We start from the raw sequence: 12,312 nt of genomic DNA, 5'->3' as shown, positions 1-12,312 counted from the left end.
GTTTGCTCAGACGGGAAGCTCGGTGATGCTGAGGGCGAAGTCCAAGTTCCCCACCCCGTGGTTGGCGAGGCCCACCGTGACCACGCCCGCTCCTTCCAGCCAGTGCGCCATTTTGAGGCCGCCGACGTCCAGCGGGCGCAGCCCGAGGCTCTCGATGAACGCCTCCACACTTGCCTTGGCCTGCGCATTGTCGCCGGCGATGAAGACGTCGGGCCGGCCCTTCTCCAGGACGTGGCGGAAGATGGTGTTGAACGCCTTCACCACGCTGGCGCTGGCCGGGGCGGCCTTGGCGACTTCCTGCGCGATCGAGGTCTGCTCGCGGTGGGCCAGTCCGTCGAATGTGGAGTTGAAGGGGTTGCTGATGTCGACGATGACCTTGCCCGCGAGGGCGTCTCCGTACTGGGCGACGACCGCCACGACACCGTCGTACAGCAGGGCCACGATGACGATGTCCCCTGCCGGGGCGGTGCCCCATTCTCCTGTCGTGGCGCCGACGCCGAGAGTCTTGGCCAGGGCAGCGGCCTTGGCCTGATCGCGGCCCATGATCTCGACGGTGTTGCCGCCCGCTACCGCTCGCGCGCCGATGGTGCGGGCCATGTTCCCGGTGCCGATGATGCTGATGTTGCTCATGGGATGTCCTGTCCTGGTTGTGCGTTGTCAGGTTCAGATGGCGGTGGTGCCGCCGTCGGCGACGAGTTCCATGCCGTTGACGTAGCTGGAGTCGTCGGAGGCGAGGAAGAGGGCGGCGGTGGCGATCTCGTCGGGGCGGCCCATCTGGCCGCGGGGGATGAGGGACTCGAACTGGCGCTTGGTGGCCTCGTCGAAGAGTTCTTCCTGCTTGGCCGTGGCGACCTGGCCGGGGGTCAGGACGTTGACGCGGATGTGGCGGTCCTTGAGTTCGTTGAGCCAGACGCGTGCCCATGCCTGCTGGACGGCCTTGCTGCCGGCGTAGACGCTCCAGCCGGGGAAGCCGCCGAGGGAGGCGTTGGAGCCGGTCATGAGGATGGAGCCGCCGTCGTTGAAGAGCGGGAGAGCCTTCTGGACGGTGAACAGGGTGCCGCGGGCATTGAGCCCGAACCAGGTGTCGAACTGGGCCTCGGTGATCTCGCCGAGCGGGGCGGGCTCGCCTCCTCCGGCGCTGGCCCACAGCACGTCGAGGCTTCCCTTCTCCCGCCTGACGGTGTCGTACAGGCGGTCGAGGTCGTCCAGGTCGGCAGCGTCGCCCCGGACGCCGGTGACGTTGCGGCCGATCTGCTTCACGGCCTCGTCCAGGGCGTCCTGGCGGCGGCCGGTGATGAAGACATGCGCTCCCTCGTCGACGAACAGCTTCGCGCCGGCCAGCGCCATGCCGGTGGTGCCGCCGGTGATGACCGCGACCTTGCCGTCGAGCTTTCCCATAGTCGTTCCCTTGGGTCGGTGGTGCCGTGTGTACCTGGGGTGACGGCGCTATGTACACCGCCCTGTGTGCTTACGGTACGGGGCGGGGGGCCGGGACGCAAACTATGTACACCAGTCGTTACCCACTGGGGTACCGTGGACCCATGACGGAGTTGGAGAAGGGCCCCACGGGCCGCCGCCGCGGCCGGGGCGCCCGCGAGCGCATCCTCAGCGCGTCCCAGCAACTGTTCCGCGAGCAGGGCGTCAACCGCACCGGCATGGACCAGCTGTGCGCGGCGGCCCAGGTGTCCAAGCGCACGGCCTACCAGCACTTCGCCGGCAAGGACGAACTCGTCGCCGAGTACCTGCGCCGGTTCGACCCCTCCGTTCTGTCCGGCGTGTTCGACCGCACCGACCTCACGCCCCGCGAACGGCTCCTCGCCGCCTTCGACATCCCCCCCACCACCCCCCTGTGCCCCTACATCGGCGCCGCCGTCGAACTCCACGACCCCCAGCACCCCGCGTCCCAGTACGCACGCGAGTACAAGAAGGCCGTCGCCGCGCGGCTCGCCGACACCGCCCGCGAAGCCGGCGCCGCCGACCCTGAACAGCTCGGTGAGCAGCTCGCGCTGCTCATCGACGGCGCCGCGGCCCGCACCCGGGTCCTCAATGCCGATGCCTTCCCCACCGCCGCCGCCATCGCCGCCGTCCTCATCGACAACGCCATTCCCGTCACAGCCGGCGATGACCGGCGACGGGAGGACGTGTCGAGTTGACCTGGCACTCCGGCCGGGCTGGACGCGTTGCCGGTCGCACTGCTGCACCCGCTGGTACGCGACACCAGCCGCCCGGCACCTGGCCCGGGCCTGCTGGCTTTACGGAACTGGCCGCCCGCTGAAGGCCACAGCAGAATCCGCCGGGGAAACCGGCGACCCGCGAGGATCCGCCGTCATGGTCGGCCTGACAGATGCTGGCTCAGCACGCTGTCGTAGTGGCTGAACAGCCTCAGCGCTCTGCCGGACAGCTCAATGGCGCCGGGGGCCTGTCCGTTGCGGACCTCGCCCTCACCCTGCCACCGACACCCGATCAGTGGCCACGCTGAAAATGCTCACTGTCGTCATCCGACCCGTCCACGACACAGCCCACCGGCTCAGCTGGTCCCACTGGCGACGCCGCCACCAGGCCCGATCTCAGGCCAGCCACTACCGACGACTAGCCGCGCAGGCATGAAGATCACGAACTACGGCTGGAGTATTAGCGCCGGTTTTCGTTCCGATGTTCCTCAACCCCCGGATCGGCGTCGAGCGCATCGAGCACTGCGTCGCCGTTCGCCCTGGCCCACTCGGCCAGCATGTGGATCCGGTCGATCAGCGTCACCCCGAGCGTGAGCTCGTACTCGACGCGGGGCGGCGGATGAGTCCGTGCGCCTCGAGCCGTCGGAGCGTCTGGGTGAGCATCACGACCTCCTGGCTCACCGGATACCGCCGACTGTCACCCCGTTACGAGCGTCACCCACGCAACTACCTCGCCTTCCTCGGTCTCGCCGCCGCCCTCTGCTGCTACAAACGCCTCCTCAAACTGGCCATGTAGAACACGGTGTAATTACTAATAGATAACAGATTATGTTATTCTAAATTACGTGGAATTTACGCGCTTCGAGTCTTTCGCTTCAGCGGTTTATGGACACGCCGGACTGATCGAACGGCGGGATGAGGCCATGACCTCTGCACTGAGGCGTATGTACGATCGACTGGGAGCTAGCACTGGCACTGTGTACCTGGTGTCCGCAGAACGCAGGATGCTGGAAGCCGCCATGACGGTGGACTCACCGTTGAGCTTCTCCATCACGCCAGCGATCGACCCGGAAAATCTTGCTTGGCCGACGTCCATCGCATACCGGACGGGGCAAGTGGTGGTGTTCGACGAGAGAGAGGCGCGTCGCGTCGCCCGCCATTCGCCAGCGGCCGTGGTCAGCATCGCGTTTCCCATGACAGTGGTGTGCGCGCCGCTACGCACCTCTCGGCATCGCTTCGGGATTATTGGACTGCGCTGCGTACCTCCTCGGCCGATCGCCGAGGAAGAGGCGGCGTACGTGCTGAGCATCGCTGACGAGCTGGCTGTCGAATTGGAGAACCTAGCCGACCAGGGCTTGCCCATCGAGGGGGCCTCGGTTCCGCTGTTTATCTCCAGCCGTCCAGGATCGTCGGCCCGTGAGGGAGAGGGGCGCCAACACGGTCGACCGGAGGCGGCTGCGACATCGGTAACGGGTAGCAGCTATCTGTACCAACTCCAACGGCTATCCACGGAGCTCACCGCCGCGGCCCGCGTGCGCGACATCCTGGCCATAGCCTATGCTCACATAGCCCGGCCCTTCGGCGGACAAACAATGACACTGTGCTTGGTGGAAGAAGAACGCCTGCACGTACTCGGCGCCGCCGGGCTGTCCAGGGAGGAAGTCCACTACGTCGAAGGGACATCACTGGGCCAGCACACTCCTGAGACGGACACCATCAATAACGTCGAAGTCAATATCTTCACGTCAATCGAAGAATTCCGACAGAAGTATCCCGACCTCGGCATCGATCCGGAGCGTTGCGCACGCGCCTATCTCCCCCTGATTTCCAGCGGCCGCGCAGTGGGCTGTTGCTCGCTGGAATTCGACAGTCCCGGCGCCCCATTGTCTGCTGAACAAATCGCCCTCCTGATGATCATGCTGGAGCAGGTGGGCCACTCCCTCGAGCGGGCTCGGTCCTACGAGATTGACCATGCCCTCAAGCGCATCTTGCAGCGCGGTCTACTACCAAGAAGCCTTCCGCACCTGCCCGAGGCAGTCACCACCGCCCGCTACTTCCCCGCTGGCGAGCAGGCAGAAGTCGGAGGTGACTGGTACGACGTGGTGACGTTGCCGGACGGTGGCCTAGGGCTCGTCATCGGCGACGTGCAAGGACATAGCATGGAGGCAGCCGCCTTGATGGGCCAGCTGCGCAGCAGCGTCCGCGCCTACACCACCGAGGGTCACGGGCCCGCTACTGTGCTCGAACGAAGCAACCGCTTGCTCACCGAGTTGGACACCGACCTGTACGCCACGTGTTGCTGCATGTGGCTGGATCTGGCGACGGGTACGGTGACCGCGGCCACCGCCGGACATCCGGAGCCGCTGATCACCGACGCCGGCGGACGGCCCATCCGACCGTGTTTGACGCCCGGCCCACCATTGGGCATCGATAAACGTGCCACCTACCAGCAGAGCGAAGCCCAGGTTCCGCCAGGAGCGGTTGCCGCACTCTTCACGGACGGCCTGCTGGATTCTCGACGCCTGGGCACCGACGGCGCGATTCAGCGGCTCGCCCGTCGGCTGGCTGAAAACTACGGCGAGGATCTGGAAGCGCTGGCCGATCGGATGATCAGCAACCACGGCGGAGGCCAGGCACACGACGACGCCGCACTCGTCCTGGTGCGCTACGAAGGAGGGCAGTCCCACAAACACTCCCGCATCGCACGAGCGTCCGTACAGCGCCACGATCTGCAAGGGGTATCGTCTGTCCGAGACTTCCTGCGGGATCTGCTACACCAGTGGAATGTGTTGCCCCTCCTCGACGAGCTGGCACTGACGGTCTCCGAGGTCGTCACCAACGCGCTGATCCACGCTCAAAGTGACGTAGACCTGCGCTTGCGGGCATATCCGGACCGCATACGGGTGGAGGTCCGCGACAGCGATCCATATCCTCCGGTGCCCACCGCCCTCCTCCACGACGACGCCCGCAACCAAGAGGCTGAGTCCGGGCGCGGACTGCTGATCGTTGACGCACTCACCCAGACGTGGGGAAGCTCGCCCTCAGGGCGCGGCAAGACCACTTGGTTCGAGATCGGCATCCCCGACAAGTAGCCCTCCAGACTGAGGCGGGCCCGACCCTAGCGTCTGGTGCGACCGCCGTTCATGGCAAAGTCTGAACACATGAATCGGGACTGTAAATCATTCGGCTCTGTCCCGTAATCGGTGGTGACGAAGCGTGGCGGCAATTGGAGGAGGATGCGGTGGCGGAGCAGGATGAATCGGGCCCGTCCGTGTATCTGCCTCATGATCCTCTTCGTTCGTGTTGACGCCTTCGGCGCCTCCGTTGTGGTGGGGAAGGGTGATGCCGTCGTCGACGGCGGCGCGGTCGAGTTCCAGGCCGTTGGTGAAGGCGTGCAGGTGGGGCAGGTCGGTGGCCTGAAGGCGGTCACCATCCACCGGCCATCCCACTTCTCCGCCTTGGCCGTTGCCACGTACCGCAGCGGCTGGGCACTCGGCAGCGGGATCACCGTGCGTGCCTTGACTCGTAGGTCTTCCACTTCGACAAATCCACGCAGTCCGACAGCGTCGCCTTCGGTGTCTTGGCCTCCAGGTCAAGGCCGATCACCTTCACCTCGTGGCCCATGTCGCCCTTGATGACCGTCCCGTTGCTCTCCAGTTGGGCCAGGTCCAGCTTGAACTGCCCCAACGCGTCAAGGGTGGCGTACGTCTCCACGTCGGTCCGCCGCGCGCGACCAGGCGCTTCGCCTTCGACCGCAGCGCAGCTGAACCGAGGGACCGAGAAGGCAACGGTCCTCAGACAACTCGGTCAGGAAGCCCTTCTGCAGGAGCTTTTCCGCACCCGCATCCTCACCCAGCCATGACCTTCACGGAACTGCGGACAGGGCTGTTTTCACTAATCGTCATCATGCCGGGTGATCCAACGCCTGGGCCCGCTGCTGGCCCTCGAACCGGCGTCCCGGCCCGCCGATGCCGCGGACCGGCTGTGGATCGTGGACGGCACGCTGATCCCGGTCCGCGACCGGCAGATCGGCGCTTCCAGCCGCAACTACCGATTTTCGGCGAACGTGCAGGTCATCATCGATGCCGACACCCGCCTGGTGATTGCCACCGCCCGCCCCGCCCCGGGCAACCGGGCCGACGCCCATGTCTGGAGGGACTCCGGCCTGGCCCAAACGTGCGAGGGCATCACCGTGCTGGGTGACGGCGCGTACATCAACGCCGGTCTGGTCGTCCCACACCGCAAACGGCCCGGGCGCCCCCTGCTGGCCGGCGAAGAAGCGGACAACGCGGAGCACCGCAAAGTCCGCGCACGCGTCGAGCACACCTTCGCCCGGATGAAGAACTACAAGATCCTCCGCGACTGCCGGCAACGTGGCAACGGCCTCCATCGCGCCGTCCAGGCCGTCGCACGCATGCACAACCTCGCCCCGGCCGCGTGATCGACAAGAGACTGCCCCGCGGCTCACCCTGTCCACTCACGGCTTTCTGCAACACGCTTTACGCGCACGTGCCCAGCGAAGTCTCGGCTCGCACGTCGCCAGCTTCCGGCCCGGTCCCCTGTTGATCAGCGGCGCACCGTCTACCACGGGCGACAACGCGCCCGGCCGGGCGATGCGTACCGTGTCCGTAAGCATCGCGGAGCTCGCCGATGCGTCGGCCCTCGTCGGACTGAACCGCGCGCCTGGCTGGCCGGACGTCATCAATGCCCGCACCACCAAGCACCTCACCCGCTCAGCCAGGCCCCACACCTGAACACCAACCGCCCCGTCGGGTGCTGCAGGGCAGGCAAGTTGGATTATCCCGAATCTCGAATGCGCTCCGGTCGGCATGTAGCCGACCCGGCTCCCGGTGACCACACTCCACGCACCGAGACGACTGGTCTAATCCGATGCTACGATTAAGGCATGTCAGTCACCAAGGTGGAAACGCGCCAGAGCCTCCTGGACGCCGCACGGCGGATCGTAGCCGCGAAGGGCTACGCCGCGGTCGGCATCAATGAGATCCTTGCCGCGGCCGGTGTCCCGAAGGGGTCGTTTTACCACTACTTCGGCTCCAAGGACGCCTTCGGTGAGGCGATGTTGAAGAGCTACTTCGACGACTACTTCGCGACCATGGACGGGATCGTTGCCGACAAGGGCAAGAGCTCCGCGGAGCACCTGATGAGGTACTGGCAGAAGTTCTACGATACGCAAGCTGTGGACGACTGCCAGGGCGGGTGTCTGGTCGTCAAGCTCGGCGCGGAGGTTGCCGACCTCTCCGAGGTGATGAGAGTGGCGACGAAAGTCGGGACCACGGCGATCGTCGACCGACTGGAGCAGATGATCGCCGACGGCATCGCGGATGGGTCCGTGTCCGTCGATGACAGCCCCCGCGCGACGGCCGAGGCTCTCTACAGCCTGTGGCTCGGAGCGAGCATAATGGCGAAGATCCATCGCAGCCCGGACCATCTCGACCGCGCCACGACGGTCACGCGCCAGGTCCTCCACGTCTGACAGGCCCCCGCCGCCTGCGGCGCACCGGCTCGGGCGGCGTTCTAATAGTAGACTGGTCTAAAAGAGTAGACCGGTCTAAGCAGGGAGATCATCATGACCACCGACCTCATCTACTCCGACGCGAGTGAACTCGCTGAACTGATCCGCAACAGGAAGGTGTCATCCGTCGAGGTGGTGCAGGCGCACCTCGATCGGATCAAGGCCACCGATCCGAAGGTCAACGCCGTCGTTACGCTCGTCGACGGTGCCCTGGAGGCCGCGAAGGCCGCGGATGAGGCGCTCGCGGCCGGCGTGGAGGTCGGGCCGTTGCACGGCGTGCCGTTCACGGTCAAGGATTCCTTCGACACCGCCGGGGTGCTGACCCAGCGCGGTTCCCCGATCTTCGAGGGCCGCATCCCGGACACGGATGCCACCAGCGTGGCACGTATGAAGCGCGCTGGTGCGATTCTCCTCGCGAAGACCAACCTCCCGGAGTTCTCGTACTCGACCGAGTCCGACAACCTCCTGACAGGCAGGACGAACAACCCCTGGAACCTCGACCGCACGCCCGGCGGTTCCAGTGGCGGGGAATCGGCAGCGATCGCGGCCGGTATGTCGCCGCTCGGGCTCGGAAGCGACCTGGCCATCTCGGTACGCGGGCCGGCCGCTCACACCGGCATCGTCGCCCTCAAGGCAACGCACGGGCGTATCCCGATGACCGGGGTCTGGCCGCGGGCGCCACGCCGTGACTGGCACGTCGGCCCGATGGCCCGCACCATCCGCGACCTCGCACTGGCGTACTCGGTGCTATCCGGCCCGGACGGCGCCGACGGCTTCGCCACCGTTCCGCGCGAATTCGACGCAGGCCTGGGCGCGTCGCCGGACCGGCCCGTCCGCGTCGGCTGGCTGGTCGACTCCGGACTCGGCCCGATCGACTCGGAGGTCGCCGCCACCGTGCATTCGGCCGCCGAAGCCCTGCAGGGCGCTGGGGTTCACGTCGAGGCTATGAGCATCCCGGCGCTTGAGCGAGACAACCCTCTCGACCTCTTCTACCGGCAGCACGTCATGGAGGTGAAGCCGGCCTTCCGGGACGTCACCGCCGGTCACGAGGACCAGATGGCCAAGGTCTCCAAGTCCATGCTCGCCGGCCCCGACACGTCCATCCGCGACTACGTCCTGGCCGAACAGGGCATCGAACGTCTCCGGGACGCGTTCACCGAGTACTTCCAGCGGTACGACGCCCTCCTGCTCCCGGTCCTGCCCATCCCCGCCCACGAACACGGACTCACCCGGTTCACCATCAACGGTCAGACGGTGGACGCCGCCCACATTCAGACGGCGACCATTCCGTTCAACCTGACCGGACTCCCGGCCTTGTCCATGCGGTTCGGCACGAGCAGCGACGGCATGCCGATCGGTGTGCAGCTGGCAGCCAACTGGCACTCCGAGTCGACCATCCTGCACATCGCGTCGCTACTGGAGTCGCTCAGCCCGGTCCGTGACCAGCGCCCCACCATCTGACAAGTCTTGAAAGGCCACAGTGATGAACAGGCGCTGGATTTCGTTGCAGGTGAGCGGTATGAGGGCGTCTGGCGCGGGGTGGCGGGCGTGTTCGTCGGCGCGGACGACTGCGAGGAAGGCGTGGGCGAGCATGGCGAGGGTGACCCAGCGGGACCAGGACGCGTAGCGGCGGACCTGGTGCTCGTCCAGTCCGGCCAGACCCTTGCCGGACTGGAACGTCTCTTCCACTCGCCATCTTGATCCAGCGACTCGTACCAGCGTGGCCAGCGGCACTGGCGCGGGTGAGTAGCAGCGGTAGTAGGCGAGTTCTCCGGTGGTGCGATTGCGGCGGATCAGCAGCTGGCGGCTGCCTGTGGCGGGGTCGGGCAGGTCGATGGCGGCCCAGTCGTAGAAGCGGTGCCCCTTCGCGCCCGCTCCTGCGGACAGCTTCTGCCAGGCTCGCTTGGGCAGCTTCTTGACCTGTGGGGTTCCGAAACAGGGTCGCCGCACTGACCTGCGAACTTATCCGGCCCTTTCATACTCATTGATAAGTCCTCCGAGGACGGGTCGACGCTTGATCCGTTCTTGCGAGAGGTCGGCGATGGGATGGTCGGGTCGGGGCGGTTTGAGTTGGCGTCCGCGGTGGGGTCTTCGCCCGTTGTAGTGGCGGGCGTATTCGTTGAGCGCGGTGCGAAGGTGGCGCTGGCCGAGGATGAGCATGCGATCAGTAACCTCGGAGCGGACGGTGAGTACGAATCGTTCCGCGTACGCGTTCGCGCGGGGGCTGCGCGGAGGGATCTTCACGACCGTGATGCCGGCGCTGGCGAGGACGGCGTCGAACGCATCGGTGAACTGTCCGGCCCGGTCCCGCACCAGGACCGTGAACTCGGATGCTCGGTCTCCCAGTTCCATGAGGAGGTTGCGTGCCTGCTGGGTGGTCCAGGGGCCGTCGGGATGGGAGGTGGTGCCCAGGATGTGTACGTAGCGGGTGCCGACCTCGATCGCGAAGAACACGTAAAGGCGTCGCAGGGTGAGGGCGCAGTCGATGTGGAAGAAGTCGACGGCGAGCATGGTCGATGCCTGGGTATGCAGGAACTGTCGCCATGTCGTGTCGGTCTGCCGTTTGGGTGCTGGGGGTATGTTCAGACGTTTGAGGACTCTGCGGATGGTGGAGGCACCGACGCGGTGGCCGAGCCGCATCAGCTCGCCTTGGATCCGTTTGTACCCCCAGGACGGGTTCTCTGTTGCGAGCCGTTCGATGAGCGTGGCGATTGCTTCGTCGAGAGGAGGGCGGTCGATCTTATGTGGATAGGTCCATTTTCGTGCCACCAGGTGGCGGTGCCAGCGCAGGAGCGTGTCGGGGGTAACCAGTCTGTGTGCGCGCAGCTTTCTCGGCAGAAGTCGGACGAGGGCGGTGAGGATCGCGCGGTCCGCCCAGGTCAAGCGCGGCCTCGGAGTGCTGCGGCGTAGCACGGCTACCTCATGGCGGAGCACGAGTAGCTCGACGTCCTTGGATGCGGAGGAACGGCCGAGTAACACGAAACAGCTGAGTAGCCGAGTGGCGAGCAGGTAGAGCAGGCGCAAGGACACGGACTACGATCCTGCCCGATCAGTGACGCTCCATCGATCTTTGCTGGTCAAGAGGCCTGGCCGCAAGTATGGAACCCCACACGGCGAGGAGTAGCGCATGCCCGATCGAACCATCGTCATCACTGGAGCAACCGACGGGCTGGGCGGCGCACTCAGCGTCGCCCTCGCACGCCAGCCCGCAACGACGCTCATCCTCCACGGGCGCAGCCAGAGCCGGCTCGACGAACTGGCCACTACGCTGGCCGATGCACCGGCCTCGATCCGCACGCTCCGGGCCGACTTCTCCGAGCTGGCGCAAGTGCACCGCCTTGCGGACGAGATCACCGCGTTCACCGATCACATCTCGGTGCTAGTCAACAACGCCGGCATCGGCGGCGGCGAACCCGACGGGACCGACCGCCAGCTCACCGACGACGGGCACGAGCTCCGCTTCGCGGTCAACCATCTCGCCCCGTTCGCGCTGACCCGGCGCCTGCTGCCGCTGCTCGACCGCGGCGCCCCCTCCCGTATCGTCAACGTCGCTTCGATCGGCCAGGCCCCGATCAACTTCGACGACCCCACCCTCGAACACGGCTACTCGGGCATGCGGGCCTACGGCCAGTCCAAACTGGCGATGATCGCCACGGGCTTCGTGCTCGCCCGACAGCTCGACCCGCACCGGGTCACGGTCAACAGCCTGCACCCGGCCACCTTCATGCCGACCAAGATGGTTCTGGATTCGGTCGGTTACAGCATCGACTCCCTCGAAGACGGCCTGCAGGCCACCCTGCGCCTCATCCTCGCCCCCGAACTCGACGGGGCGACCGGACAGTTCTACGACCGCACCCGTGCCGCAAAGGCACACGCCGATGCCTACGATCCGAGCATCCAGCAGGAGCTCTGGGACCTCAGCACCAGACTCACCAAGCGCCCCGATTGACCCTCGAAGATCCAACGGCACTGCCGGACACCCCCGCCGGCGCCATCAACGTCATGACCCGCAACAGCTAGGCCGGCAGGGTACGCGGCGAGACGTTCCGGCGGTTGCGCAGGGTGCGGGGGAGCAGCCTGTGGGGTTCCAGAACTGGGCCGCTGCGTTGACCTGTGGCTTTATGCCGCTCTGTCGTATTGGTTGATGAGGCCTCCGAAGAGGGGGCGGCGTTTGATCCGTTTGTGGGCGAGGCTGGTGACGCGGTGGTCGGGTCGTGGTGGCTGTAGTTGGAGTGCACGGTGGGGGCGATGGCGGTTGTAGTGCCGGGCGTACTCGTCCAAGGTGGTCCGTAGGTGGCGTTGGCCGAAGATGAGCATGCGGTCGGTGACCTCGGAGCGGACGGTGAGGACAAATTTCTCCGCGTATGCATTCGCTCGTGGACTTCGCGGAGGGATCTTTACCACGGTGATGGCGGCGCTGGTCAGGGCGGCGTCGAAGGAAGTGGTGAACTGTCCGGCTCGGTCTCGCACCGGAAAGGTGAACTCGGATGCTCGGTTGCCATGCTCCATCAGTAGGTTGGGCGCCTGTTGCGTGGTCCAGGAGCCGTCGGGATGGGCCGTTGTACCGAGGATGTGCATGTAGCGGGTGCCGACCTCTATGGCGAAGAG

At 66.0% G+C, this 12,312-nt stretch carries 11 protein-coding genes and 5 pseudogenes; 8 read left to right on the top strand and 8 right to left on the bottom strand.

Features of this window, described 5'->3' with window-relative positions; genetic code table 11:
• Positions 1 to 6: 6 nt before the first annotated feature.
• Both J5X86_RS43545 and J5X86_RS43540 read right to left on the bottom strand, forming a co-directional pair.
• The gene (locus J5X86_RS43545) at positions 7 to 630 is read right to left on the bottom strand and encodes an NADPH-dependent F420 reductase (RefSeq protein ID WP_208522161.1); all 624 of its coding nucleotides are present in this window, start codon (positions 628 to 630) and stop codon (positions 7 to 9) included.
• Between the two features lie 33 nt (positions 631 to 663).
• Positions 664 to 1,398: an SDR family NAD(P)-dependent oxidoreductase gene (locus J5X86_RS43540; protein WP_208522160.1), complete on the bottom strand. Its 735-nt coding sequence runs from the start codon at positions 1,396 to 1,398 to the stop codon at positions 664 to 666.
• Positions 1,399 to 1,541: 143 nt separating this feature from the next.
• Here J5X86_RS43540 and J5X86_RS43535 point away from each other — a divergent pair, with 143 nt between their 5' ends.
• The gene (locus J5X86_RS43535) at positions 1,542 to 2,153 is read left to right on the top strand and encodes a TetR/AcrR family transcriptional regulator (RefSeq protein WP_208522159.1); all 612 of its coding nucleotides are present in this window, start codon (positions 1,542 to 1,544) and stop codon (positions 2,151 to 2,153) included.
• 478 nt (positions 2,154 to 2,631) lie between these two features.
• Here J5X86_RS43535 and J5X86_RS43530 read toward each other — a convergent pair.
• Positions 2,632 to 2,834 (bottom strand): annotated as a pseudogene (locus J5X86_RS43530) (winged helix-turn-helix transcriptional regulator); the annotation flags it as partial.
• Between the two features lies 1 nt (position 2,835).
• Between J5X86_RS43530 and J5X86_RS43525 the strand changes: the two are divergent.
• Together J5X86_RS43525 and J5X86_RS52655 are read left to right on the top strand one after the other, a co-directional pair.
• Positions 2,836 to 2,967, top strand: a pseudogene (locus J5X86_RS43525) (IS5/IS1182 family transposase); the annotation flags it as partial.
• 127 nt (positions 2,968 to 3,094) lie between these two features.
• On the top strand, positions 3,095 to 5,263 hold the full coding sequence (locus J5X86_RS52655; protein WP_374229432.1) for a SpoIIE family protein phosphatase: 2,169 nt from the start codon (positions 3,095 to 3,097) through the stop codon (positions 5,261 to 5,263).
• A 137-nt stretch (positions 5,264 to 5,400) separates the two neighbouring features.
• On the opposite strand, the pseudogene J5X86_RS43515 reads toward J5X86_RS52655, so the two are convergent.
• Positions 5,401 to 5,593: pseudogene (locus tag J5X86_RS43515) on the bottom strand (ISL3 family transposase); the annotation flags it as partial.
• An 82-nt stretch (positions 5,594 to 5,675) separates the two neighbouring features.
• The gene (locus J5X86_RS43510; protein WP_208522157.1) at positions 5,676 to 5,885 is read right to left on the bottom strand and encodes a hypothetical protein; all 210 of its coding nucleotides are present in this window, start codon (positions 5,883 to 5,885) and stop codon (positions 5,676 to 5,678) included.
• A gap of 193 nt (positions 5,886 to 6,078) precedes the next feature.
• Here J5X86_RS43510 and J5X86_RS43505 point away from each other — a divergent pair.
• The 4 genes and pseudogenes from J5X86_RS43505 to J5X86_RS43495 form a co-directional block, all read left to right on the top strand.
• Positions 6,079 to 6,612 (top strand): annotated as a pseudogene (locus J5X86_RS43505) (transposase family protein); the annotation flags it as partial.
• Between the two features lie 181 nt (positions 6,613 to 6,793).
• Complete coding sequence (locus tag J5X86_RS52210) at positions 6,794 to 6,925, top strand: hypothetical protein (RefSeq protein ID WP_279595745.1); 132 nt, start codon at positions 6,794 to 6,796, stop codon at positions 6,923 to 6,925.
• A gap of 152 nt (positions 6,926 to 7,077) precedes the next feature.
• A complete protein-coding gene (locus J5X86_RS43500; RefSeq protein WP_208522156.1) occupies positions 7,078 to 7,665 on the top strand; it encodes a TetR/AcrR family transcriptional regulator in 588 nt (195 codons plus the stop codon).
• A 93-nt stretch (positions 7,666 to 7,758) separates the two neighbouring features.
• Positions 7,759 to 9,165 (top strand): amidase, encoded by a 1,407-nt coding sequence (locus J5X86_RS43495; protein ID WP_208522155.1) that lies wholly within the window; start codon positions 7,759 to 7,761, stop codon positions 9,163 to 9,165.
• Here J5X86_RS43495 and J5X86_RS43490 read toward each other — a convergent pair.
• Both J5X86_RS43490 and J5X86_RS43485 read right to left on the bottom strand, forming a co-directional pair.
• Positions 9,118 to 9,621 (bottom strand): annotated as a pseudogene (locus tag J5X86_RS43490) (IS701 family transposase); the annotation flags it as partial. The gene J5X86_RS43495 and the pseudogene J5X86_RS43490 sit on opposite strands and share 48 nt — an antisense overlap.
• Before the next feature lie 45 nt (positions 9,622 to 9,666).
• Positions 9,667 to 10,734: an integrase core domain-containing protein gene (locus J5X86_RS43485; protein WP_208522154.1), complete on the bottom strand. Its 1,068-nt coding sequence runs from the start codon at positions 10,732 to 10,734 to the stop codon at positions 9,667 to 9,669.
• A gap of 97 nt (positions 10,735 to 10,831) precedes the next feature.
• Here J5X86_RS43485 and J5X86_RS43480 point away from each other — a divergent pair, with 97 nt between their 5' ends.
• Positions 10,832 to 11,653 carry an SDR family NAD(P)-dependent oxidoreductase gene (locus tag J5X86_RS43480; RefSeq protein ID WP_208522153.1) on the top strand — a complete coding sequence of 274 codons (822 nt, stop codon included), beginning with the start codon at positions 10,832 to 10,834 and terminating at the stop codon, positions 11,651 to 11,653.
• A 170-nt stretch (positions 11,654 to 11,823) separates the two neighbouring features.
• Here J5X86_RS43480 and J5X86_RS43475 read toward each other — a convergent pair.
• Positions 11,824 to 12,312: integrase core domain-containing protein (locus tag J5X86_RS43475; RefSeq protein ID WP_208522152.1), on the bottom strand; the 489-nt coding region annotated here is incomplete at its 5' end.

Source organism: Streptomyces sp. NEAU-YJ-81, from assembly GCF_017592595.1.
Lineage (GTDB): Bacteria > Actinomycetota > Actinomycetes > Streptomycetales > Streptomycetaceae > Streptomyces > Streptomyces hygroscopicus_B.
The sequence above is the reverse complement of the archived record's forward strand: the minus strand, read 5'-3'. Positions and strand labels throughout refer to the sequence as shown.

Coding starts and splice junctions, on each gene's coding strand:
- J5X86_RS43545 (WP_208522161.1), bottom strand. CDS start 630: ATGAGCAACATCAGCATCATCGGCACCGGGAACATGGCCCGCACCATC.
- J5X86_RS43540 (WP_208522160.1), bottom strand. CDS start 1,398: ATGGGAAAGCTCGACGGCAAGGTCGCGGTCATCACCGGCGGCACCACC.
- J5X86_RS43535 (WP_208522159.1), top strand. CDS start 1,542: ATGACGGAGTTGGAGAAGGGCCCCACGGGCCGCCGCCGCGGCCGGGGC.
- J5X86_RS52655 (WP_374229432.1), top strand. CDS start 3,095: ATGACCTCTGCACTGAGGCGTATGTACGATCGACTGGGAGCTAGCACT.
- J5X86_RS43500 (WP_208522156.1), top strand. CDS start 7,078: ATGTCAGTCACCAAGGTGGAAACGCGCCAGAGCCTCCTGGACGCCGCA.
- J5X86_RS43495 (WP_208522155.1), top strand. CDS start 7,759: ATGACCACCGACCTCATCTACTCCGACGCGAGTGAACTCGCTGAACTG.
- J5X86_RS43480 (WP_208522153.1), top strand. CDS start 10,832: ATGCCCGATCGAACCATCGTCATCACTGGAGCAACCGACGGGCTGGGC.